This is a genomic window from Mariniflexile sp. (assembly GCF_052728615.1).
Genome location: NZ_JBFVFE010000058.1, coordinates 1 through 24414, shown reverse-complemented (window position 1 = coordinate 24414; position 24414 = coordinate 1). Strand labels below are relative to the sequence as shown.

Below are 24414 nucleotides of genomic sequence, written 5' to 3'. Positions count from 1 at the left end.
TTATCCGAAAAGATTACTTTTACCACATAAAATAAATGTTTAAAATAGCAAATTAATCGCTTGCGGATTTAAGGTTATATATAAAAGTATCGTTATTAAAAGGGTGCGTAAAACTTGATAATAATAATGCTGGGTCATAAGTATATTCAATTAAATCTTGATTAGAACCAGTTGAAAAATCGAAATATGTTTCAGAAGTTCTATTAAAATTGTTATCTAATACATAGGTAAATTTATCATTATCAACCCATTGGGCCCCAACCCAATCTTGATAGGAGACTTCATTGATTTTACCATTACCATAATAGGTGTAAATAGTTTTCTCTCCGTTATTCCATTGGGCACCATCCCAAGTTTCATTTATAACATCGGTTAATTTGTTGCTTATGTAATTATAACTATACCTTTCATCATCTACCCAAGTTCCTCCATTCCAAGCAAAATCAAAAACTTCATCTATCATAGTTGCCGATAGATAAGTAACTGTAGTCATAGAATCTTCAATCCAATTGCTCCCATTCCAGTCGTAATATGTTAATTGGGTTGGATTATTGTTGCCATTGTATATTTTCACTTCCTTAAATTTATTAATCCATTGAGAGCCGTTCCAAGATTGTTGAACTTGTTCTGTCAAGTTACCATTACCATCGTATACGTTAAATAATTGCTTAGAGCTTTCAATCCATCCTTCAGGTATTGTACTAGTATCCCAAAAATAATCTATACTTTCAGACAATCTGTTATTTGGGTTATAGATATAATCGGTTTTACGACTATTTTCCCATGCTGATCCTGTCCAATCTTCATCAAGATAATTATATAGTTTTGTTTGACTAAATAATGTTATTGTGAAAAGACTTACTAGTAATAAAAGGTAATTTTTTTTCATATTGTTTGGTTTTAAATTATAGTTATAAGGTTAGCATTATACTTGCTAACTATTTATTAAATGCAAAAAATAGTGTTTGTTCCCTTGTGGGGTTTAACGCACTGTTGTAAGTCTAGCTAGTTAAAGGGCAGTAAGGTAAATATACAAATAGTTTCTTGAAATTTATTATTTTACTGTTAAATTTAGTGAAGTGATAAATTTGAAACAATAACCAATAACCAATAGAAGGTGTAATGTTATTTGCTGTGATTGTATAAATTTGTGAACCTTTATGTAAAGAGATGCGTCTAGATTTTAGTGTCTTACGTTTAAAACAGATTGAAAATAATAGTGAAGAGTTAATTTAAAAAAAACAGGCTGTTTCATTTGAAACAGCCTGTTTTTTTTAAAGATTTACTAATTAAAACAATCCTAATCTTACACTTGGAGTGCTAACCCTAACATTTGTACTTATAGTATTTCTGTTTCTAGGATATCTTTCATAATAATAGCCATCATATCTATAATAATAAAATGAAGCATGGTGGTAATAGTAGTCGTTATGATGGCAATGATTATTACAATGCTCATAATGGTTTGCATAAGCATCTTTTTTACCTTGCATATACGCTTTGTAGGCTTTTCGGTCTTCTTGCTTTAAATTATTTTCATACGCTTTTTGGTCTTTCCAAAATGTTTCTTCTTCAGCTTTTGATTCTGCTTTGAATTGTTGTTCATATTGAGCGTCTTCAAGTGCTCTTTTTTGATAATAGGATTCCTTATCAATTACTTTTTTATTCGAGTTTTCAGATTCTTGTGCATTTGATAAAAATGAGACTCCTACGGCTAGAATAAATCCTAATGTTTTAATCAGTTTCATATATTGTTGATATTTATTGTTTTTTATCCCGATAACTATCGGGAGTCATATGTAATTCGCATATCATCATTGGTGTTTGCGACCAATTTTCGGTCATGCTCATTTCATAACTTTAGATTTTAAGATTATTAATATGCTCTATGGGAGCTTTCAATAGTAAGACAGCCTAAAAGCATTTTACCCTACCCCATTCTTAATAAAAATGTTTTCAATTGTGCCATAAAAATCCACGTCAGGTAAATCTTTGCTCCTTCAGATTATTTTATTTACCGCCATTCGCCTGTAAATCGGCAATGCATTGCGCATCCAACTGAGGTGCAGCATTCGCACCAATTAAGTTGTCTAGTCCAGAGCCACTTTCGGCAGCCCAATACATAAGGCAACTTTCTACATTGCAATGTTTGGCATGTGCGGTGTCTTCATGGTTTGTTACCATAGTAGTGCCTAAATTTGTGAGTCCTAAAATATGGCCAAATTCATGGGTTATAACAGTAGTTTCCAAAACGGCTCGGTTGGGTTCAAACGGGCTATTGCTTAAATCTCGAAGGGTCGCTTCGTAGATTACAAACGAGGTGTTTCTGTAAGCGGTTCCTAGAATTGTGGCAGAATTGGTATTGCCTTCAGATGCGCCATCGGCAAAAAAAGCCCAAACGGCTATTTGACTATTTGTGTTGTATTTAGTACGGTTTTTATCTTCTATATCTATAATTTCCTGATTGGAATAAGGTGCAGTTCCTGGAGAAACAATGGCTCGTTTAACAACGGTAATGCCATTGGGTTTAAAGATTCTGGCATTTACAAAATTGACAAAGTTATTGATACTTGTTTGGGCAGGTTCAAAACCTTCCACATAAACCAATTCAATTACCATGCTTTTAAAAGTAATATCTGACAACAAATCATTGGAAGAACTTCCAGTATTTTTTTGATTAGCTAATTTAATGTTAGCACTGTCACCATTATTTCCATCGGCAGTATCTTCCTTTGAGCAAGACACGAATAAACCAAAAACCACAAGTATTGTCATTATTTTTTTCATCTGTTTATATTTATTGTTTTTTTATTGTCATCCCGATAACTATTGGGACTGTTCGCTATTAATCATTTCGTTGGGCGATAATGCTTTTAACATGCTCGTTTCATAATATTTTTTTTAAAATAAGCAGCTGCCAGTTTCCCAGCAGCTGCTTCACCATAACAAAATGGCAACCAACCAAAAAATCAAGTAGATACTAAATTTGGGACAATACTAGTGTAACCGCTGCATTTGTGGTGCTTTTTAATGAAATTGAAGTATTGCTAAAACTGGTTACTTGCCAGTTATTGTTCAATAAATTAAATGTGGCGTTTCCTGCAAAGGTTAAGTTTAAAAATACTTCGGTCTCTGAGGTTACTTTGTAAGTACCTTGAATATCTTGTGCCGTAGCATTTGCAGTATTTTTTGCTACAATTGATAGGTTATTTGCAAAATCAATAGTATAATCGGCATAGTTGTTTGCGGTATTTATGCCAGCATTCACAAAAGAGTTTACTTTAAACACTCCATTAACTAGAATGGTTTCTAAATTGTTTGCCTGGTTTTCTGCTTCAGCTTCGGCATTTTCAATACCTAAACAATCATTAATGCTGGTTTGTAGATCCAAATCGCCCGTAAGGGTCACCGAGGTATTATTGGACAGTTTAGCGGTTATAGGGTAGTTTATTGCAAACAATTCAGTATTGCTTAAATTATTCATATAGCCGTAAAGTTGTTGCTCCGATTGAATAACCACACTTCCTGTTTGCTCAAAATTCAAACTATAGGTTAAAATAGTGATTGGGTAGTCTATATCTATACAAGAAATAGCATCTTTTCCTACAGATTCAAGAGCTTCGCAAGCACTTATAATAGCATTGTATTCGCCTTGGTTTGCAACTGAAACTTCGGTATAATTACTCAATCTAACACGAAGTGGGAATTTAAGGGTAACTGTATCATTATCATTGGTAAATTGTCCCAAAATATTTAAAACAGTTTGGTAATCGGATTGGGTTATAATGCTCACTTGCGTGCCATTTACCGTTGCAACAACCGGTAGTAATATGGATGAACAGGATGCGCCATCCAAAAAGTCGTCAAAACTGCCATCGTACATAGAAGTGCGCTGTAAGTTGTTGGCTGTTTGGGAGTTTGAATTATTGGTGTTTGGGTTTTGTCCGTTCTCATTATCAATTTCGTCTTGGCACGATGTAAAAGTTAATAATGCTGTTAAGACTAAGCTGGTAATTAATTTTAAATTTTTCATGATTGTAAATTTTTGGGTTTAAATTTTTTCTTTTAATTGCGACTTTTTCGCCTTTGTTTGAGTAAGACAACTCCGTTTTATTTTACCCTACCTAATTTTTAAAAATCATTTCAATATTAAGGGATATAATGGCTAAAATAGACAAAGTTAAAACGATGATTATGATGATTTTTATAATTTTATGAGGGTTATGTTTTTTCAAAATAATAGTGTTTTTATTATCTTACACCTTTAAGACAACTTAAAATAATTTTACCCTACTTTTGTGGAACTTTTATTTAAAAGCCTCAAAACACCTATATAAATGGATACGAATAAACTTTGTGAAGAAACTTATTTCAATAATTTTTACCTAGAGCATATTCAATCAGCAAGTAATTTTGCCTACTATAAATGTGGCGATAAAGATGGCGCTTTGGATTTTGTTCAGGATGCGTTTTCCAAAATATGGGAAAATTGCTCGAAAATAGACTTCACAAAAGCAAAGACCTATTTATTCACTACAATCAACAACTTGTTTTTAAATACTGTTAAGCACCGTAAGGTAGTATTGGAATATGCCAAAGCGGCCCCTTATTTAGATAAAACCAACGAAAGTCCGGAATATATTTTAGAAGAGGAAGAGTTTAAAAAAAAACTCCAAAACGCTATTTCGTTATTAACGGAATCGCAACGCGAGGTATTTTTATTGAATAGAATAGAAGGAAAAAAATATAGGGAAATTGCCGAATTATTAGATGTTTCCCAAAAAGCGGTAGAAAAAAGAATGTCTGGGGCTTTAAAAATTTTACGGGAACATATAGAAAATATTTAATACAGCGTAGGGTAAAATTAGTTTGGATTGTCTTAAAGTTGAAGCGTTAAAAAATGAAAAACGAAAACGACATATTAAAGTGGTTTAATAATGAGCTTACAGAGCAAGACATTAAAGATTTAAAACAATCCGAAACTAATGGAACTCTTGAGAAAATAGCTTTTTATGCCAAACAAATGCAAGCGCCTGAAGTAGATGCCCAAAAAGCATTGGCGGCTTTTAAGGAAAGAAAGATCACAAAAAAGGAAACTAAAGTCATTCAGCTTAATTTTAAAACTTTTTTAAAGGTAGCGGCAATTTTCTTGGTGCTGCTTACCTCATCCTATTTCCTGTTTTTTAATAGCAACATGGCTTTTGAAACGCAAACAGCGCAAAACGAAACCATAACATTGCCCGATAACTCTGAAGTTGTTTTAAACGCCGCTTCAAAATTAAAGTACAATAAAAAAACCTGGGAAAACAAACGAAACTTGACGTTAGAGGGCGAAGCTTTTTTTAAAGTGAGTAAAGGGAACCAGTTTACCGTAACCACCCATGTTGGAACGGTTCAGGTGTTAGGGACCCAGTTTAATGTAAAAGAACGCGATAATTATTTTGAAGTGCAATGTTATGAAGGCTTGGTAAGCGTTACTTTTAATAATGAAACGGTAAAACTTTCTAAAGGAAAAACGTTTCGGGTCGTTGATGGAACCATTCAAACGGTAAATGATTTTAATGCAGAAATCCCGTCTTGGATGCAAGATGAGACGAGTTTTGAAAAGGTTCCGTTGAGCCACGTGATAGCTGAACTTGAAAGACAATACAATTTAACGGTGTCTTTAAATGCCGTTGATGGTTCTCAATTGTTCACGGGAACCTTTACGCACAAAGACAAAAACATCGCCTTGCAATCCATCACAATTCCTTTAAAATTAAGTTATAAAACAGAAGGTAACCATGTTACGCTATACAACTATGAAAAATAGCAGATGTATTGTTTACATGGTTCTATGGGCTGCTAACGTTTGTTTTTCTCAAAACAACCCGAATAAAAAACCGCTTGCAGAAATTATTGCAGCAGCAGAACAAAAATTCGATGTCAAGTTTTCGTATGCCTATGATGATGTTTCCTCTGTTTTTGTTGAAGAGCCGGACGTAAGTTTCAATCTTCAACAAACCTTAAACTATTTGAACGCGAATATTTTACTGAATTTTAAAACCTTGGATAATAGATACATTACGGTATCTGTTATTGAGAAAACCATTTCAATATGTGGATTTGTGCTTGCTTCGGAAAATAAAGAAGCTTTGTTTGGAGCTTCGGTAACAATAAACAACACCAATAAAGGGGTTATTGCAAACGAAAACGGAAAGTTTCAGTTAGATGAAGTCCCTCTAAATGCCATTATTACTGTTTCATACCTCGGTTTTAAAAGTCAGCAATGGCAGGCACAACAACTCTTTTCAGAAAATAAAAACTGCAAACAAATAGTTTTAATAGAAAATAAAGAAGCCTTAAACCAAGTTCTGATAACCAAATTCCTGACTACTGGTTTTCAAAAACTCTTGGATAGAAGTACGGTTTTAAATACCAAAGCTTTTGGGATTTTACCCGGATTAACAGACCCCGACATTTTACAGTCCATACAAGTGCTTCCCGGAGTTGAAAGTACCAATGAAAGCATCGCCAATATTAATGTGAGGGGCGGTACTAACGACCAAAACCTGATGCTTTGGGACGGGATTAAAATGTACCACTCGGGGCATTTTTTTGGATTGATTTCTGCCTACAACCCCAACCTTACCAATAAAGTTATCGTTACCAAAAATGGTACCAGCAGTGAATTTAGCGATGGGGTTTCCAGTACCGTAAACATGTTTACCAAAAACGAATTAATAGGTAAGTTTTCTGGGGGAGCGGGTGCAAATTTAATAAGTGCCGATGCTTTTTTTGAAATTCCCATTAGCAAAAAGTTAGAGCTTCATATTTCTGGGCGACGATCCATTACAGATGTTTTTAACACGCCCACTTACACTAATTATTTTGATAGAAGTTTTCAGGACAGCGACATCAAAACCAACGACGATAATATTGAAAACCAAACCACAACATCAGATTTTGTGTTTTATGATTATACGGCAAAATTATTATTCGATTTAAACGAGCAGCATAAATTTAGGGCCAATGTGATTGGGATTGATAACAACTTGGATTATTACGAAAGCATTACCAATAACAACGAAACCGCATCTAAATCCAGCAATTTAGCCCAAAAGAATTTAGGGTTTGGCGGCCAGTGGATGGCAGATTGGAATTCCAAATTAAGTTCCCATTTTACCGCGTATTATTCAAAATATAATGTGGATGCCAATGATTACAGAATGGAGTCCGATCAATTATTGACCCAAACAAATGAAGTATTGGAAACGGGTTTTAAGCTGAATACTTATTATAATCTAACCGATTTTCTAACCCTTTTAAACGGATATCAATTTAACGAAACAGGTATTCTTAATGAAACCACCGTAACCAGACCTTCTTACGATAAAACGAAAAAAGATGTGTTGTTAAACCATGCGCTTTACACCCAAGCAGAATATAAAAAAGGGGGTACTTTTTTTAGAGTGGGCGTGAGAGCCAATTACTTTCAAAAATTCGAAAAGGTTTTAGTGGAACCTCGATTGAATGTAAGGCAAAAATTATCAAATCAATTCGCCATAAAATTGGAGGGCGAATTTAAAAACCAATCCGCTACACAAATTGTAGATTTTCAAGACGATTTTTTAGGCGTTGAAAACCGACGCTGGATTTTGGCTAACGAGAAAACGATACCCATTTCTGAAAGCAAGCAAGCATCTTTTGGATGGGAGTTCAACCAAAATAATTTGAATGTGGATGTTACGGGATTTTATAAAACCGTTGAAGGCATTACCGCCAGCAACCAAGGTTTTTATAATAATTTCCAATACATGAATGCCATTGGCGATTATACGGTAAAAGGTCTGGAATTTTTAGCCAATAAAACGGGCAATGATTACAGTGCTTGGGCAAGTTATACCTATTCCGTTAACAATTACAAGTTTGAAACCTTTATACCATCGGTTTTCCCAAATAATGTGGATATAAGGCATTCCATTTCCATAGGATTTAATTACGATATTTTAGAAAATTTAAAAATATCGGTTGGTGGTATGTGGCGCTCTGGCCAACCTTACACATCTCCGGTTGAGGGTAATGAAACCGTTCAATCCGGGAATTCAACATTTGTGAATTATGATGCGCCCAATAGCGAAAATCTCGATGAATTTAAACGTTTGGATGCCTCATTAAGTTATAAATTTAATATGTATCAATCCACTTATGCATCTTTAAAAGTGGGTGTATTAAATATTATGAATACTAAAAATATCATTAACCGTTATTATAAAGTAAACCCAAACGATTCCAATACGACCATCCAAATAAATAATGCTTCTTTGCGCCTAACACCAAATGTTAGTTTTAGAGTTTATTTTTAAATATAATAATCAATTAACATCGTTTAAAAGCATTTTTTTACTATAAAATGTTTTTTATGTAGTTTTTTATATATATTTGCTTAACCCAAATTTAAAATAATACCAGATGAAAAAGATAAGCCTGCTTGTATTGTTGTGTTTAGCGACAATCTCATTAAAAGCTCAAAATGATTTGGATGCACTTCTTGCAGCTGGCGTAGAAGATGCCCAACGCTTTGCCAATGATTATTTAGCACCCGGTACCAATGGATTGATGTATAGTATGAATTCCAACTGGTTCAATACCGCCGAAGCAAAACCGCTGGGAGGGTTTGAAATTTCCATTATTGCGAATGCGGCCTCCGTAAAAAGTGAAAACAAATCGTTTTTAATGAATACTGCTGATTATCAAAATGTGAAATTTGAAAATGAATCCGGTAATAGCGCTAAAATGGTTGCAACGGTTCTTGGCGATAATGATCCAGCAATTTTTGTAGATATTGAATATAAGGACCCGCTAGGGATTACCAGAACAACAACCATTGAGTTGCCAACAGGAATTGGTTCAGAAAACATAAACCTTTTGCCAACGGCATTTATTCAGGGAGCCATAGGACTTAGTAAAGGTATCGAATTAAAAGCACGCTTTGTGCCTAAAATTAAAACAGATGACGTTGATATAAGTATGTACGGAGCTGGATTACAGTTTGAAATGACTAAATGGTTGCCAGCAGACAAGGTATTGCCCGTAGCAATTTCGGGCTTGGTTGCATATACACATTTAGATGGAAGCTATGATTTATCAAGTGCATCAACTTTAGAAGGCGAAAACCAACGTTTGGAAAATGGCACAAACACTTGGTTGTTCCAATTGATTGCCTCTACCAAGTTACCTGTCATCAATTTTTATGGGGGTATTGGTTATATAAAAGGAGAATCAAAATCCGATTTATTAGGCACATATAGAGGAACAAGTGGTATTTTTTATGAAGAGGTTACAGATCCTTTTTCTGTTTCAAGCGAAGTGTCATCGGTTAGGGGAACTTTGGGAACCAAGTTAAAATTAGGTTTTTTCAGATTGAATGCCGAATATCATGTATCAGAATTCAATGCTTTTTCAGTAGGATTGAATTTTGGTTTCAGATAATTTGTTATCATATAATAAGGAATAAAAATTTTCATATATAATAATTGTTTTAGTTTTAGTTAGTTTAGTTTTAAAAAGTGCGAGATTTAATCTGGCACTTTTTTTATTTAGAGGAGAACTCATTTAAACTTTTTGGATTGAAGCGAAAATTAATCATTTTGTGGCCAGTTGAAGGCTTTTTTTAGTTGTATAGTATCGCTACGGAATAAAAAAAGACGAAATCTGCCGGCAGGCAGGAATGGGTGCAAAAGGATAATTTTTTAGCCAATTGAAAAACTTTAAATGAGTTCGGATATAAATTTGTAATTTTGACTGACTAAAATCATAAAATTTCGACTTTTATAATCGTAAGTTTGCGTAACTCTATTTTATAGAAGAAAAAAACGATCACAATAATATTCAATTAAAAAATTTAAACATGAAAGTAACAGTAGTAGGTGCAGGAGCAGTAGGCGCAAGTTGTGCAGAGTATATTGCCATTAAGGATTTTGCTTCAGAAGTTGTTTTATTAGACATTAAAGAAGGGTATGCCGAAGGGAAGGCCATGGATTTAATGCAAACAGCATCATTAAACGGTTTTGATACCAAAATTACAGGGATCACAAACGATTACAGCAAAACCGCCAATAGCGATATTTGTGTAATAACCTCAGGAATTCCACGTAAACCGGGAATGACTCGCGAAGAGTTGATCGGTATTAATGCCGGCATCGTTAAAACTGTTTCATCAAGTTTAATTGAGCACTCACCAAAAACCATTATCATAGTGGTGAGCAACCCCATGGATACCATGGCGTATTTAGTGCACAAATCAACCAAATTGCCAAAAAACAGAATTATTGGTATGGGTGGTGCTTTGGATTCCGCTCGTTTTAAATACCGTTTGGCAGAAGCCTTAGGCGGACCCATTAGTGATGTGGATGGTATGGTTATTGGCGGGCACAGTGATACGGGTATGATTCCTTTAACACGTTTAGCCACCAGAAATGGGATACCGGTTTCTGAATTTTTAAAAGAAGATAGATTAAACCAAGTATTGGAAGATACTAAAGTGGGCGGTGCAACACTTACCAAATTGCTGGGAACTTCCGCGTGGTATGCACCGGGAGCTGCTGTAAGTGCCTTGGTTCAAGCCATTGCATGCGACCAAAAGAAAGTATTTCCTTGTTCTGTATTGCTAGAAGGTGAATATGGGTTTAACGATATCTGTTTGGGTGTACCTGTGGTTTTAGGTAAAAACGGTATTGAGGAAATTGTTACAATCAAACTTGACGACGCCGAAAAAGCAAACATGAAAGAAAGTGCCGCAGGTGTAAAAGCGGTTAATGATTTATTATAAAGAAGTACTTAAAGTGTGCTAAAGTTAAAAGTGCCTAAAGTTGGAGTTCAAAACTCAATTTTAGGCACTTTTAATTTTTGACTTCTAATATTTAACTTCTAATATTAAAATCCTATATTTGGCGCATGAAGCCAAAATGGTACATTGGTACTTTAATTGTAATTTTTACCTTTCTTGGGGTTGCAAACCATCAACAAGTTCCTGTTGCAAATCAGGAAATTGTGTTGGAGTTTACGCATCTTGACGTTTCATCCAACGAAGCGCAACACACCATAGCCCTTGTAAAAAAGCAATTGCAAGCTATTGGAGTTAATAATATTCATGTAGAAGAGCAAGAGTCTGGCAGTTTAAAAATTACTTATTACAGTGCTACAGATGTTGCCAGCATAAAAAAATTACTTGCTGAAGACAAAGCCTTGTCTTTTGGTAATATAGCTTCTAATGAAAGTAAAAAACCCATTGAATCGCCTTCCGACGATAATTCAAAAACTTACAATCTAGATATATTCGAAATCCACAAACAGGATGTTGAAACTGGTTTTGCCGGAAAATTTGCCATAGAACTAAAAACAGACTACAATCGGCTTCTTATTCCAAATGTATATCTATCCAACAATCACATAGATATTATATATGTGGAACCTGTTGTAAAAGAAACGTACAAATTCAGTAAAAATACTGCATTGGCACAAGATAATACGTCCCATAAAATCCCTGAAGTTCGCGCGGGACCTCGTTGCTAAACAAGGGAAACTTTCCTTAAGTAAAATCACAAATTAAGGGCATCTTACATTTTTTATTCCAAAGTTGCCATAATTACATATAAACATAAAAAATAATTGTCAAATCGATGGTAAATGATATATTTGCCCGTTAAAAAAAATTTGACCAAAATAACATCATAATGCAAAACAAAGGACTAGTAAAAATATTTGCTATTTTGTTTGGTTTGGTAAGTATTTACCAATTATCATTCACATTCAGAGCAAATCAAATAGAGAGGGATGCTGAAGAAGTAGCCATCAATAAAATTCCGGAATCGGACCCGGATTATCGTGCCAAACGTAGCGCCGAGGAAGCCAATTACCTAGAATCCAAGGCTACCGATACGGTTTTTAATATCGGTATTGCAAAATTCACATATAATGATGTGAAAGCAAAAGCCATGAATTTAGGTCTGGACCTAAAGGGAGGCATCAACGTTATTCTTCAGGTTTCTGTGAAAGACATCTTAAAAGGACTGGCAAACAATAGTAAAAGCCCAGTTTTTAATAAGGCATTAAATGATGCCGAAGAGCTTCAAAAGAATAGTCAAAATACCTATTTGGAAGATTTCTTTATAGCTTTTGATAAAATTAAAGGCGATACCAAATTGGCATCTCCAGATATTTTCTATACCAAAGCGTTGGATGGGGAAATAGACGGTAGTATGAGTGACAATGAAGTTAAAAAAGTAATAGAAACTAAAATTGATGAATCCATCGTTTCTGCTTTTGAAGTGTTGCGTAAACGTATTGATGAGTTTGGGGTTACATCGCCAAACATTCAACGTTTAGGATCTTCTGGCCGTATTTTAGTGGAATTACCGGGTGTTAAGGATGTAGAGCGTGCTACAAGCTTGCTTCAAAGTACCGCCCAATTGGAGTTTTGGGATGCCTATAAAGGCGAACAATTCTTTAATTTTTTGGCTCAGGCCAATGAAGTTTTAAAAGAAACTGCTGAGGTTAAAAAGGATTCCACAAAAGTTGAACCCCAAGATGAAGAAAATGCAAAAGATTCTACCATTGATGATTTATTAGGGGAAGCTGCAACCGATTCCACGGCCACAAAAGCAGTAAACCCACTTTTCGATTTAATCCGTGGACAAGGGTATCAAGGCGGTCCGGTTATTGCAAAATTTGAAATTAAAGATAAACAAACCGTTCTTAACTATTTGAATTCCCCAAAAGTTAGAGCCTTGCTTCCTGCTGAATTGCGTTATACAAAATTCGCTTTCGGTAAACCGGAAAAAGATAGTGAAGTCATCGAATTGTATGCCTTGGCAGGCAATAGGGATAATATACCGCAATTAAGCGGCGCCGTTGTAACCGATGCACGTAATGCTTTTGGACCCACAGGAAAACCAACAGTTTCTATGCAAATGAACGCTAAAGGTGCTAAGATTTGGGAAGAAATGACAGGTAAAGCGTATGCTGAAGGCAGCCAGATTGCCATTGTTTTAGATAACGTCGTGTATTCGGCACCGGGTGTTACCACGGGGGCCATTTCTGGTGGAAATTCAGAAATATCAGGAAACTTTACATTAAACGAAGCGGTAGATTTAGCAAACGTATTGCGTGCTGGTAAATTACCGGCATCGGCAGATATTATTCAAAGTGAGGTTGTTGGGCCATCATTAGGACAGGAAGCTATTGATAGCGGTACTACGTCGTTTATGATTGCTTTGGTTTTGGTACTGATTTGGATGATACTTTACTACGGAAAAGCAGGTGGTTTTGCCGATATTGCCATGGTATTCAACATCTTGTTGATTTTTGGTATCCTATCAGGTTTAGGAGCCGTATTAACCTTGCCCGGTATTGCGGGTATCGTACTTACAATAGGTATGTCGGTAGATGCGAACGTGATTATCTTTGAACGTATTCGTGAGGAAATCGCAAAAGGTAAAGGACAAAAAGAAGCTATCCAAGACGGATTCAGCAATGCTTTATCATCTATTTTAGATGCCAATATTACAACCGGACTAACTGCATTGATATTGTTTATTTTTGGTACAGGGCCTATTAAAGGATTTGCTACTACCTTATTGATTGGTATTGGCACCTCATTGTTCACCGCTATATTTATTACCAGACTATTAGTTGATTGGTATGTAAACAGAGGTGGTAAACTGGATTTCTCTACGGCACTCACTAAAAATTTGTTCAGAAATATAAACATCGAGTTTTTAAAGAAACGTAAAATTGCTTATATCGTTTCTGGAGCGTTTATCCTTGTAAGCTTGGGGTCTTTATTTACTAATAGTTTAGATCAAGGTGTCGATTTTGTTGGAGGTAGAACCTACCAAGTGCGTTTTCCACAAGATGTGAGTGCTTCCGAAATTACGGCGACTTTAGTAGGTGCTTTTGGCAGTGCCGATGCTAAAACCTTTGGTGATGCCAATCAGTTAAAAATAACGACCAAATATAAAGTAAACGAAACCGGTGCCGATGTTGATGAAGCTATTAGAAAAACATTATATACTTCCTTACAGCCACATTTGGAAGGTCTTTCTTATGACGATTTTATTAACGAATCCAGTGAAAAATCGGTTGGTTTAATGAAATACTATAAAGTAAGCCCAACCATTGCCGATGATATAAAACAAGCCTCCTTTTGGGCCATTTTAGGTTCTTTAATCGTAGTATTCCTTTACATTTTGTTCCGTTTCAAAAAATGGCAATTCTCATTGGGCGCCGTTGCAGCGGTATTCCACGACGTATTGATCGTTTTGGGCGTGTTCTCACTAACCTACAGGTTCATGCCATTCAGTATGGAAGTTGACCAAGCCTTCATCGCCGCCATATTAACGGTCATTGGATACTCGTTAAACGATACCGTAATTGTTTTCGATAGGGTAAGGGAGTACTTGAACGAGCACACCAACTGGAACTTTGAAAAAGTAGTGGACGTTTCGTTAAGCAGTACCTTGGGCAGAACCTTAAATACATCGTCCACCACATTGGTCGTTTTATTGGCAATCTTTATTTTTGGTGGCGAATCCATCAGAGGGTTCATGTTCGCATTAATAGTGGGTATCGTAGTAGGAACCTACTCCTCATTATTTATTGCCACCCCATTAATGTACGATACCATTGACAAAGCAAACAAAAAAATAAAGAAAGACTAACTCAAATCAGTTCTTTATAATAAAAAGCCTATCGTCATTAGATTGATAGGCTTTTTTGCGTTTTGGGCGTTACCTAAAAAGGTCGGGCTTTTCGTTGCAAGTCCTCGCTCGTACCTCGCTGTGGGCTTTCCACTGCAATCCCTAACGCAAGTTCCGTTTTCAAACCAAAAACCTGTTCCATTACATCAAAAAATAGTCCCATCAAATAGCCAATAATTTACTTTTGAACGTATATACAACCAAGTAATTATTTATCTACTTTTGATGTAGATTTCAATATTTCAAATCATCCAATTAAACTATAATCTTTTCCTGTGAAAACAAAAAATCCCTTGAGCAAAAACTTTCTTTTTGTATCGCGTTGGGGCGAATCCTTAGATATTATAAACACCATTAAATTAGAAGGGCATCATGTTAAAATGTTCATTGAAGATAAAGGGTCCAAAGAAATAGGCTATGGTTTTGTAAATAAAGTGGCCCATTGGGAAACGCACATCGATTGGGCAGATATAATTGTTTTCGACTATACCGGTTATGGTAAAATAGCCAATGAACTTAGAAGCAAAGGAAAACTCGTCATTGGCGGTACCGAATACACCGATAAGTTGGAGCTTGACAGGAATTTTGGTCAGTCCGAACTCCAAAAACATAAAATCAAGGTCATCCCATCCAAGGAGTTCAACTCGTTTAATGATGCCATTCAGTACATTCAAGCAAATCCGAACACCTATGTTATAAAACCTTGCGGCGAAACCCAAGAGCTTAAACAATTATTGTTCGTGGGTAGCGATGATGAAGGTTTGGACGTTATTCGCATTTTAAAGGCTTATGAAAAATCATGGGGAAACGATTTTGGCAACTTTCAATTGCAACGAAAAGTAAAAGGGGTTGAGGTTTCCATTGCCGCATTTTTTAATGGCAACGAATTTATTTATCCCATCAACATCACTTTCGAACACAAAAAACTATTCCCAAAAGAATTGGGCGTTTCCACGGGCGAAATGGGAACCAGTATGTTTTGGACCAAAGATTCCCCAATTTTTGAGGCCACTTTGCTTAAATTCCAAAGTACGCTTGCCAAACATAACTTTACTGGGCATATCGATATCAACTGTATTGTGAATGGCAATGGTATTTATCCATTGGAGTTTACGTCCCGGTTCGGTTATCCACAAATATTTATACAACGTGCAGGCATCAACGAACCTATGGGCGAACTGTTCTTAAAACTGGCTTCTAAAACACCATTTAAAATCCATGTTAAAAAAGGGTTCCAAGTGGGGGCTTTTATTGTGGTGCCACCATTTCCTTATGACGATAAAAAAACGTTCAACCTCTTTTCCAAGGATGCCGTGGTGGTATTTAAAAAAAACGGGAAAGAAGGGGTTCACCCCATGCATTTAAAACAGGTGAATGATGAATGGCTGATTACCGGCAATACCGGAATTGCCGTGTTGGTTACGGGCATTGGAAACACCATGAAAGACGCCCAAAAAATGATGTACAACAGAATAAACAACGTGATAATCAACAATGCCTATTACCGTACCGATATTGGCGATCGATGGACTGAGGATTCCGATAAGCTTTGGTCCTGGGGGTTACTATAGATATTCAACCGGTTTATCATGGCTTTTATATTATTTTTAGAATTTTAGCCTAACTAGATGACAAAAATAAAGGTTATTGAATTGTTCCGATGGTTTGGGCATTATATGAAACCTCCACCACCGGATTCTTCATTGTTATCTCTGTTTTTGCGCGATTTTGCCCGGTATTTTCCTCCACCAAATCTATAGGACAATCCTACATTCCAAGTATTGCTTTCCCAATTAAATACTCCATTTTGTACAAATGGTTTGGTGCCTTTAAAAGCAAACTCCATCGTGTCAAAAATATCATTATAGTTCAAGCTAAATGTGCCTCTGCCCTGAGCAAACCCAATACGGGCTCCAAGGTTTACAAAATACATAGGCGCCCTATCAAATTGTATGGTTCTGTTTTTTCCTCTATAAAATCCAAACGCGGTAAGGGATACGGTTTTGCTTAAACCAAAATTATTGAACATTCTAAAATTCCAAGCTACATTATCCACTTCAATTACATTTCTTTCAATATCGTTTACCGTGGCAGTTTCAATAGGCACCGTTAAGTTTTCGGTAATACCTTTTTGCACTTGCGAATATAAATCGAAGCTAGAGTTGATGCTCCACCATTTGGTTGGTTTGTAGTTTGAGGATAATTCGAGGCCGTAAGCAGAAGTGTCATCAAAATTGTCGTTCGTTAAAATAACCCGCCCGGAATTAACATCGGTTCTATCTATAAACAAGGCCCTGTTAATGTCATCGGTAATTATTCTGTAAAACACACCTCCTGTAACGGTGCCTTTGTTGTTGTTTAGTGTTCGTGTATAATTGGTTTCGATGGAATTGGTAAACTGCGGTTGCAAATTTATATTCCCATAAGAAGATACTAACGGCGTACTCCACTCCTTAATGGGGTTTACTTGCCCAATTCCAGGGCGGTCCACCCGACGGCTATAACTAAGTTGATACGAATTTTTTTCCGAAGGCGAATACGTTATAAAAACAGAAGGGTACAACTCGAAATAATCATTCGTAAAAGTTTCTGTACTGGCCGCTTCCGATGATAGTGCCAAGGCATCTTCTTGTACGGTTTCACTGCGCAAACCTAACTGATAGCTCCATTTCTCAAACTGCTGGCTATAGTTTATGTATGCCGAATAAATATCTCTGGTGTAATCAAAATCGGTACTTGGTGTAGGTCTTAAAACCCCTGAACTGTTAAAGGATTGTCCTGTAGAAGCGTAATTGATAAGTGAATTGAACAAACGTGCCTCTAAGCCTAATTCCAATTTGGATTTTTCAGAAAGTGGATTTACATAATCCAAATTAACCGTGGTGCTCTTTCTGTCAGTATCATTAAAATCTATATAATCTTCATTTGAACCTAATAAAAACTTGAAATCAACAGGACTTACTTCATCAAACACGTTATAATCGACCTCCAATTCTATATTGTGTCCTTCTTTTTCAAAATCATGTTTATAATTGAAATTATATTGGGAGGCTTGATTGTCGTTATTGGAAAAAGCCGTTTGGCTTTGGTTAAAACTTGGATTGTTATAAAACAGCGCTTGGGTTTCGCTATCGTTACTGCTTTCTGATTGATTTTGAGTGGTAAAAATCGATAAGGTGTTTTTATCGTTCAAGTAATAATCTACACCAACTTTATACAGGTGCGATTGCCGTTTATCCAAAAACTTGAAGAATTGTTCTGAACTGTTTTCGGGTCTGGATATATCTCCAACATTTCGATTTTTAGAAATATTGTTACTGTAACTTCCGTAGAAATTAAATTTGCCATTGCGGTAGTTCATATCTAAAGAGCTGTTGAATTTAGCCTCAATTTCGTGTGTTAACCCCACACTTATATTACCATTAAAACCTACCATGGTGTTTTTATGGAGCACGATATTTATGATGCCACTCATGCCTTCAGGATTATATTTTGCTGAAGGGTTCGTAATCAATTCAATGGATTTTATAGCGGTTGAAGGAATTTGTTTTAACAATTGCGCGGTTGGAATGTTTGATAATTTACCATCAACCATAACCCGGACATTTTGGTTTCCGCGTAAACTAATGTCGCCCGTTTGGGGATCGACACCAACGGATGGAATGCCTACCATCAATTCCGAAGCGCTTCCTATAGCGGCCAAATCTTTGCCAATGGTAATAACTTTTCTGTCTACTTTTTGCTGAATGGTAGAGGTTTCGGCAATCACGGTAACTTCATCCAAGCCTTCGGCGGCTTCTTCTAAAAATATATTGCCCAGATTGATGTCATAATTGCCTTTGGCAATAGAAACTTCTTTTCTAAATGTTTTGTAGCCTATATATTGAACACTGACAATAATTTTGCCTTCTTCAATTTTTTCAATTTTAAATGAACCATCTTCCAATGTAATACCACCAGTTAAAATGGCTTCTTTGGAGTTTTTTATGATGATGTTTACATAAGGTAAGGGTTGTTTTAATACGGCGTCCAATACTTTTCCTGAGATGGTACCCGTTTTATCATCGGGTGATCTTGGGTTGGTTGCATGTGCATTATTAGCTATTGAAAACAATAAGGCACATACTAAGAATAGTTTTTTCATTTGGTTGATTGTCTTTTGATTGATTACAATATAGACGACAAAGTTTACATTATGTTACTCGATTCAAAATCTATTAACTTTTTTTTAACATTATGAAATGGCTATATTTTGTTTATTAAGTACAAACAAAATGATAATTTTAACCTCGGAAAAAATATATTATATTCATGAACAAAAAAACATTGGTAATTGGTGCCTCTTTAAAACCGAACAGATATTCAAACTTTGTGGTTCAAAAACTTGTAAGCAATACGATTGATACCGTAGCATTCGGACTAAAGGAAGGAGTAGTGGCGGGAGTAACCATTAATACAGAATTAGTGCCTTATGATGATATCCATACAGTTACATTATATCTTAATCCTAAAAATCAGGAAGCGTATTACGATTATATTGTTTCGTTGAAACCAATGCGTGTTATTTTTAACCCCGGCACCGAGAACCCTGAATTTTATAAGATTTTAAAGGAAAACCAGATTCATTTTGAAGTGGCGTGCTCGTTAGTGTTGCTTTCTACAAATCAGTATTAATCCTAAAAAGGTTAGCAGTCCATTTAAAATCAAAATAAAGAATCCAAACTCAAACCCTAACCATTTTGTGCTGTTCACACTAATAATATAAGATAAAACAGGTGACAAAACAGCTATAATGGGAACTAATTTATCTTTAACCTGCCATTTGGTAAAAAGTCCAAAACTGTAAAGCCCCAAAAGCGGCCCATAAGTATAACCGGCAAAAACAAAGAGTTTCGCAATAACACTTTCATCTTTAATAATGTATTTGAACGCAACAATTACCAATATTAAAACGAATGAAGCCAATATGTGAATCCGTTTTCTGACGATTATTTGTTTAGATTTATCGTATTTTTTTTCAATGTCCAATATGTCAATACTAAAGGAGGTGGTAAGTGCGGTTAAAGCACTATCGGCACTACTGTAAGCCGCCGCTATTAAGCCAATAAGGAAGAAAACAAAAATACCAACCCCTAGATGGTTTTTTGCCAGTATGGGGAACAATTCATCTTTGTGGGCATCAATGCCATTTTGTTGTGCGTACATGGTTAACAACAACCCCAAACTTAAAAAAACAAAATTCACAATGGTCAATACAATAGTAAACCAAAACATATTTTTCTGTGCGTCTTTAAGTGTTTTGCAGGTAAGGTTTTTCTGCATCATATCTTGGTCTAAACCAGTCATAACAATCGCTATAAAAGCACCGGAAATAAACTGTTTCCAAAAATAGTTGCCCGATTTAAAATCGTCAAAAAAGAAAGTTTTGGATAAATCACTATCCAAAACATAGCCCAAAATATTGCCTCCGCTGATGCCCAAGTCGGTGCTTACAACATAAATGGCAACACCAACGGCAATAAGCATAAAAAGTGTTTGCAGGGTATCTGTCCAAATAATGGTTTTTATGCCCGATTTAAACGTGTACAACCATATAAGAGCCACCGTAATAATGACCGTTTGCCAAAACTGGACGCCTAATTCATCAAAAAGTATGATTTGCAACACATTAGCCACCAAATACAATCTAAAACTAGCACCAACAATTCTAGAAATTAAAAAAAAAGAAGCCCCGGTTTTGTAGGAATAGTTCCCAAATCTCGCTTCTAAATAGGTGTAAATGGATGTTAAATTAAGTTTGTAATATAAAGGCAATAACACTGTACCAATTACAAAATACCCAACTATATAGCCCAAAACTACTTGCATATAGCTAAACTGCGACGTTTCTATCCATCCTGGGACGGAGATAAAAGTTACCCCAGATAAGGATGCGCCAATCATCCCAAAAGCCACTAAATACCAAGGTGCCGATTTATTGGCTTTAAAAAAAGCATCATTGGAATCTTCTTTTCCGGTAAAGTAGGATATTAAAATCAACACGCCAAAATAGGCCGCAATAAGAAGTATGATTTGGATGGCGCTCATAAAAGAATTTTCAAGTTTGGAAATTACAAATATTAAATTTCAAAATCCAAACGAAATTTGGGTTATTTAAAAGAGTTGGTAAAAATTAGTGAAATTCGTGGGTAAACAGTAAATTCGCAACCATGGAGTTTTCATCAAAATTACTAGAACGGGCCGTAAATGAAATGTCCCAATTACCGGGAATTGGCAAGCGTACCGCGTTGCGATTGGTGCTGCACATGCTAAAACAGCCTAAAGAGCAAACCACGGCGTTATCGGAGGCTTTGCAAACGATGCGAAACGATGTGAAGTTTTGTAAATCGTGCCATAACATTAGTGATGTCGATTTATGTGAAATTTGTTCAAACCCCAACAGAGATGAAACCCTTGTGTGTGTTGTGGAGGATATTAGGGATGTGATGGCCATTGAGAGCACCAGTTCGTTTAAAGGGCTGTACCATGTTTTGGGAGGGAAAATTTCGCCTATGGATGGGATAGGCCCCCATGATTTAAACATTGTTTCGTTGGTCAATAAAGTAAAGGAAGGCAAGATAAAAGAACTTATTTTTGCGTTAAGCTCTACCATGGAAGGCGACACGACCAATTTTTATATTTTCAAGCAAATCCAAGAATATCCTGTTTTTACATCTACTATTGCCAGAGGTATTTCGGTTGGAGATGAATTGGAATATGCCGATGAGATTACCCTTGGAAGAAGTATTGTGAACAGGGTGCCGTTTGAAGCATCCTTAAAATTATAACTAGCGTTTGAAACTCTCAGTAATTATACTAAACTATAACGTGCGTTACTTTTTGGAACTCTGTTTAAAAAGTGTCGAGACCGCCATAGCAACCATGGATGCTGAAATAATTGTGGTTGACAATAATTCTGAAGACGGTAGTTGTAACATGGTAAAAGAGCTATTCCCAAATGTTGTTCTTATTGAAAATAAAGATAATTTAGGTTTCTCAAAAGGAAATAATATAGGGGTTTCTTTGGCAAGAGGCGAGTATTTGTGTATATTGAATCCGGATACCGTAGTTGCGGAAGACACTTTTCTCCAGCTTTTATCATTTTCTGAAAGGCAAGAAAATTTAGGCATTGTTGGTTGTAAGCTGATTAATGGCATCGGTGATTTTTTACCTGAAAGTAAACGGAATGTACCTTATGTAAAAACGTCCTTCAAAAAAATACTAGGAAACTCCCAAGGCTATTATTCAAACCATTTGAATAGAAAAGATATAGGTAAGGTTGATATTTTAGTGGGAGCTTTTATGTTTATGAAGAAAGCACTTTATGAAACAATTGGAGGTTTTGACGAAGATTATTTTATGTATGGCGAAGATATCGATCTGTCATACAAAGTATTAAAAGCAGGCTACCATAATTATTATTATGGTGCAACCACCATCATTCATTTTAAAGGAGAAAGCACGTTAAAAGATAAATACTATGCACGTCGTTTTTATGGCGCCATGCAAATATTTTACAAAAAGCATTTTAAGAAAAATGTGTGTTTCAATGTATTTGTTTGGTCGGGTATTCGATTGGCCTATTTAGCAAGAAAAGTGCCAATTTCCAAACCAAAAAAAGTTAGTGATTATGTTTTCATTTCAGATAAAGTGAATAAAAATTTAGAAGCCGCTTTGTCAACCAAATTAATACTTCAGAAAGATTTGAATAATCTTGAGAACAACTCCGAGGTTATTTTAGACAACACTGTTTTAAGTTATAAGGAAATTATTTCGATGATTGAAAATAATAAAAAAGATAGGCTCATCACCTTTAAAATTTTACCAAAAAATTCTAACTTTATACTAGGAAGTGATAATGCGATTAGTAGAGGGGAAGTTGTGGTTTTTGAATAGTTTTATTGTAAATAATTTAAAGAAATCAATGTTTTTTAAGTAATTTTGCAAACACAAATTAAAAAACAAGTATTACATTATTGATATGGCAAAGTTTGAACTTAAGTTACCAAAAATGGGAGAAAGTGTTGCCGAAGCAACTATAACCTCTTGGTTAAAAGAAGTTGGAGACCCTATAGAATTGGATGAAGCGGTATTGGAAATTGCGACTGATAAGGTGGATAGTGAAGTGCCTAGTGAAGTAGATGGTATTTTAGTTGAAAAGTTTTTTAAGGAAGATGATGTGGTTCAAGTAGGGCAAACCATTGCCATTATTGAGACTGAAGGGGATGATGATGTATTGGAATCCAGTGCTGTTGAAGAACCAGTTGTAGAAGAAGAAAAAGCTGCAGAGTTTGTTAGTCAGACGATTTCCGCAGCACAAGAAACAGTAAAACCTTTAGCATCCAGTGAAGACCGTTTTTACTCGCCATTAGTTAAAAATATAGCAAAGGAAGAAGGGGTTTCCCAAGAAGAATTGGATAATATTTTAGGAACGGGTGTTGATAATCGAGTGACTAAAAATGATATACTTAGTTTTATTGAAAATAGAGGCGGAAAACCACAACAGGTTCAACCAAAGGTAGAAGCTCCAGTTGTTCAAAATATTCAAACTGAAAAACCAAAACAAGCTCCAGCTCCAGTCGTCATAAGTGGTGAAGACGAGGTTATTGAAATGACCAGAATGGGCAAACTTATTGCACATCACATGGTGGAATCTGTTCAAACATCGGCACACGTTCAAAGTTTTATAGAAGCCGATGTTACTAAAATTTGGAATTGGCGGAATAAAGTAAAGGATGGATTCCTAAAGCGCGAAGGTGAAAATTTAACCTTTACACCTATTTTTATGGAAGCCGTTGCCAAAGCACTGCGCGATTTCCCAATGATGAACATTTCCCTACAAGGCGATACCATTGTTAAAAAGAAAAATATCAATTTAGGAATGGCAGCATCGTTAGCCAACGGTAATTTAATAGTCCCTGTAATTAAAAATGCCGACCAGCTTAATTTGGTTGGGATGACAAAACAGGTGAACGATTTAGCGAATAGAGCGCGTGAAAACCAACTAAAACCAGACGATATACAAGGAGGTACCTATACAGTTACCAATGTGGGGACTTTTGGAAGTATTATGGGAACACCCATTATCAACCAACCGCAAGTGGGTATTTTGGCTTTAGGCGCCATACGTAAAGTGCCCGCTGTTATAGAAACCACCGAAGGCGATTTTATAGGCATCCGTTACCGCATGTTTTTATCGCATTCTTATGATCACCGCGTGGTAAATGGTGCTTTGGGTGGTCAGTTTGTGAAAGCTGTGAAAGATTACCTGGAAGCTTGGGATAGTAATAGGGAAATTTAATTCCTGCGGAGGCAGGAATCTCATCAAGATAACACATGTGTTTTCTGAAAAAGTTTGCACACATTATAGAAAATAAATTTTAAAACCTGAAATCCAATCGCCAAAACGGTTGGGTTTTTCTATTTTTGTAAACGTCATTTAAATAACATAACAAAATTTATTTAATTTCAAATCATTAAAAATAAGCCGCTTCAATAAGTCCTTCCCTTTTTTTAAGGGGAGGTGCCGATAGGCGGAGGGGTCACATCATATTAAAACATTGTAACTAATCAGTTTTCAAACTGAAATTCATTTTTAGCGATAAGTTTCAACGCTTCTGATACGTTCATTCCATTT

Annotated in this window: 18 protein-coding genes; 12 read left to right on the top strand and 6 right to left on the bottom strand. The window is 35.7% G+C overall.

Translation table 11 applies throughout. From position 1 onward, the window contains the following. Positions 1–52 precede the first annotated feature (52 nt). The 4 genes from ACU1LP_RS16270 to ACU1LP_RS16255 all read right to left on the bottom strand — a co-directional run bounded on the left by ACU1LP_RS16270 (position 53) and on the right by ACU1LP_RS16255 (position 4033). Complete coding sequence (locus tag ACU1LP_RS16270; RefSeq protein WP_445736793.1) at positions 53–889, bottom strand: hypothetical protein; 837 nt, start codon at positions 887–889, stop codon at positions 53–55. A gap of 400 nt (positions 890–1289) precedes the next feature. Then, positions 1290–1748 (bottom strand): hypothetical protein, encoded by a 459-nt coding sequence (locus tag ACU1LP_RS16265; RefSeq protein WP_445733808.1) that lies wholly within the window; start codon positions 1746–1748, stop codon positions 1290–1292. Between the two features lie 262 nt (positions 1749–2010). Then, positions 2011–2787 (bottom strand): membrane metalloprotease, encoded by a 777-nt coding sequence (locus ACU1LP_RS16260; RefSeq protein WP_445733809.1) that lies wholly within the window; start codon positions 2785–2787, stop codon positions 2011–2013. Positions 2788–2980: 193 nt separating this feature from the next. Next, a complete protein-coding gene (locus ACU1LP_RS16255) occupies positions 2981–4033 on the bottom strand; it encodes a hypothetical protein (protein ID WP_445733810.1) in 1053 nt (350 codons plus the stop codon). Positions 4034–4337: 304 nt separating this feature from the next. Between ACU1LP_RS16255 and ACU1LP_RS16250 the strand changes: the two genes are divergently transcribed. The 8 genes from ACU1LP_RS16250 to ACU1LP_RS16215 all read left to right on the top strand — a co-directional run bounded on the left by ACU1LP_RS16250 (position 4338) and on the right by ACU1LP_RS16215 (position 16309). Further along, positions 4338–4847, top strand: a complete 510-nt coding sequence (locus ACU1LP_RS16250) for an RNA polymerase sigma factor (protein WP_445733812.1) — start codon at positions 4338–4340, stop codon at positions 4845–4847. Positions 4848–4900: 53 nt separating this feature from the next. Continuing rightward, positions 4901–5812 (top strand): FecR family protein, encoded by a 912-nt coding sequence (locus ACU1LP_RS16245; protein ID WP_445733813.1) that lies wholly within the window; start codon positions 4901–4903, stop codon positions 5810–5812. Continuing rightward, a complete protein-coding gene (locus ACU1LP_RS16240; protein WP_445736792.1) occupies positions 5802–8345 on the top strand; it encodes a carboxypeptidase-like regulatory domain-containing protein in 2544 nt (847 codons plus the stop codon). The genes ACU1LP_RS16245 and ACU1LP_RS16240 overlap by 11 nt, the downstream gene beginning before the upstream one ends. A 106-nt stretch (positions 8346–8451) precedes the next feature. After that, the gene (locus ACU1LP_RS16235) at positions 8452–9471 is read left to right on the top strand and encodes a DUF6588 family protein (protein ID WP_445736791.1); all 1020 of its coding nucleotides are present in this window, start codon (positions 8452–8454) and stop codon (positions 9469–9471) included. Between the two features lie 418 nt (positions 9472–9889). Continuing rightward, positions 9890–10810, top strand: coding sequence for a malate dehydrogenase (gene mdh / locus ACU1LP_RS16230; protein WP_445736790.1), 921 nt, complete (start codon positions 9890–9892; stop codon positions 10808–10810). 125 nt (positions 10811–10935) lie between these two features. After that, the gene (locus ACU1LP_RS16225; RefSeq protein ID WP_445732286.1) at positions 10936–11553 is read left to right on the top strand and encodes a hypothetical protein; all 618 of its coding nucleotides are present in this window, start codon (positions 10936–10938) and stop codon (positions 11551–11553) included. Positions 11554–11714: 161 nt separating this feature from the next. Then, positions 11715–14699 (top strand): protein translocase subunit SecDF, encoded by a 2985-nt coding sequence (gene secDF / locus ACU1LP_RS16220; RefSeq protein WP_445732287.1) that lies wholly within the window; start codon positions 11715–11717, stop codon positions 14697–14699. Between the two features lie 314 nt (positions 14700–15013). Beyond that, positions 15014–16309 (top strand): phosphoribosylamine--glycine ligase, encoded by a 1296-nt coding sequence (locus ACU1LP_RS16215; RefSeq protein ID WP_445732288.1) that lies wholly within the window; start codon positions 15014–15016, stop codon positions 16307–16309. Between the two features lie 101 nt (positions 16310–16410). Here the strand turns inward: ACU1LP_RS16215 and ACU1LP_RS16210 are convergent, their stop codons facing one another. After that, entirely contained in the window at positions 16411–18882 is a 2472-nt protein-coding gene (locus tag ACU1LP_RS16210; protein WP_445732289.1) for a TonB-dependent receptor domain-containing protein, read from the bottom strand. 167 nt (positions 18883–19049) lie between these two features. Between ACU1LP_RS16210 and ACU1LP_RS16205 the strand changes: the two genes are divergently transcribed. Next, entirely contained in the window at positions 19050–19412 is a 363-nt protein-coding gene (locus tag ACU1LP_RS16205; protein WP_445732290.1) for a CoA-binding protein, read from the top strand. Here ACU1LP_RS16205 and ACU1LP_RS16200 read toward each other — a convergent pair. After that, positions 19383–20825, bottom strand: a complete 1443-nt coding sequence (locus ACU1LP_RS16200; RefSeq protein ID WP_445736789.1) for a sodium:solute symporter — start codon at positions 20823–20825, stop codon at positions 19383–19385. The two genes, ACU1LP_RS16205 and ACU1LP_RS16200, sit on opposite strands and share 30 nt — an antisense overlap. Before the next feature lie 122 nt (positions 20826–20947). On the opposite strand from ACU1LP_RS16200, the gene recR reads away from it, so the two are divergent. The 3 genes from recR to ACU1LP_RS16185 all read left to right on the top strand — a co-directional run bounded on the left by recR (position 20948) and on the right by ACU1LP_RS16185 (position 24078). After that, the gene (recR, locus tag ACU1LP_RS16195) at positions 20948–21565 is read left to right on the top strand and encodes a recombination mediator RecR (protein ID WP_445732292.1); all 618 of its coding nucleotides are present in this window, start codon (positions 20948–20950) and stop codon (positions 21563–21565) included. A 7-nt stretch (positions 21566–21572) separates the two neighbouring features. Further along, complete coding sequence (locus ACU1LP_RS16190; RefSeq protein WP_445736788.1) at positions 21573–22673, top strand: glycosyltransferase family 2 protein; 1101 nt, start codon at positions 21573–21575, stop codon at positions 22671–22673. Positions 22674–22758: 85 nt separating this feature from the next. Continuing rightward, positions 22759–24078: a dihydrolipoamide acetyltransferase family protein gene (locus ACU1LP_RS16185; RefSeq protein WP_445736787.1), complete on the top strand. Its 1320-nt coding sequence runs from the start codon at positions 22759–22761 to the stop codon at positions 24076–24078. Positions 24079–24414 lie beyond the last annotated feature (336 nt).

Coding starts and splice junctions, on each gene's coding strand:
- ACU1LP_RS16270 (WP_445736793.1), bottom strand. CDS start 889: ATGAAAAAAAATTACCTTTTATTACTAGTAAGTCTTTTCACAATAACA.
- ACU1LP_RS16265 (WP_445733808.1), bottom strand. CDS start 1,748: ATGAAACTGATTAAAACATTAGGATTTATTCTAGCCGTAGGAGTCTCA.
- ACU1LP_RS16260 (WP_445733809.1), bottom strand. CDS start 2,787: ATGAAAAAAATAATGACAATACTTGTGGTTTTTGGTTTATTCGTGTCT.
- ACU1LP_RS16255 (WP_445733810.1), bottom strand. CDS start 4,033: ATGAAAAATTTAAAATTAATTACCAGCTTAGTCTTAACAGCATTATTA.
- ACU1LP_RS16250 (WP_445733812.1), top strand. CDS start 4,338: ATGGATACGAATAAACTTTGTGAAGAAACTTATTTCAATAATTTTTAC.
- ACU1LP_RS16245 (WP_445733813.1), top strand. CDS start 4,901: ATGAAAAACGAAAACGACATATTAAAGTGGTTTAATAATGAGCTTACA.
- ACU1LP_RS16240 (WP_445736792.1), top strand. CDS start 5,802: ATGAAAAATAGCAGATGTATTGTTTACATGGTTCTATGGGCTGCTAAC.
- ACU1LP_RS16235 (WP_445736791.1), top strand. CDS start 8,452: ATGAAAAAGATAAGCCTGCTTGTATTGTTGTGTTTAGCGACAATCTCA.
- mdh (WP_445736790.1), top strand. CDS start 9,890: ATGAAAGTAACAGTAGTAGGTGCAGGAGCAGTAGGCGCAAGTTGTGCA.
- ACU1LP_RS16225 (WP_445732286.1), top strand. CDS start 10,936: ATGAAGCCAAAATGGTACATTGGTACTTTAATTGTAATTTTTACCTTT.
- secDF (WP_445732287.1), top strand. CDS start 11,715: ATGCAAAACAAAGGACTAGTAAAAATATTTGCTATTTTGTTTGGTTTG.
- ACU1LP_RS16210 (WP_445732289.1), bottom strand. CDS start 18,882: ATGAAAAAACTATTCTTAGTATGTGCCTTATTGTTTTCAATAGCTAAT.
- ACU1LP_RS16205 (WP_445732290.1), top strand. CDS start 19,050: ATGAACAAAAAAACATTGGTAATTGGTGCCTCTTTAAAACCGAACAGA.
- ACU1LP_RS16200 (WP_445736789.1), bottom strand. CDS start 20,825: ATGAGCGCCATCCAAATCATACTTCTTATTGCGGCCTATTTTGGCGTG.
- recR (WP_445732292.1), top strand. CDS start 20,948: ATGGAGTTTTCATCAAAATTACTAGAACGGGCCGTAAATGAAATGTCC.
- ACU1LP_RS16185 (WP_445736787.1), top strand. CDS start 22,759: ATGGCAAAGTTTGAACTTAAGTTACCAAAAATGGGAGAAAGTGTTGCC.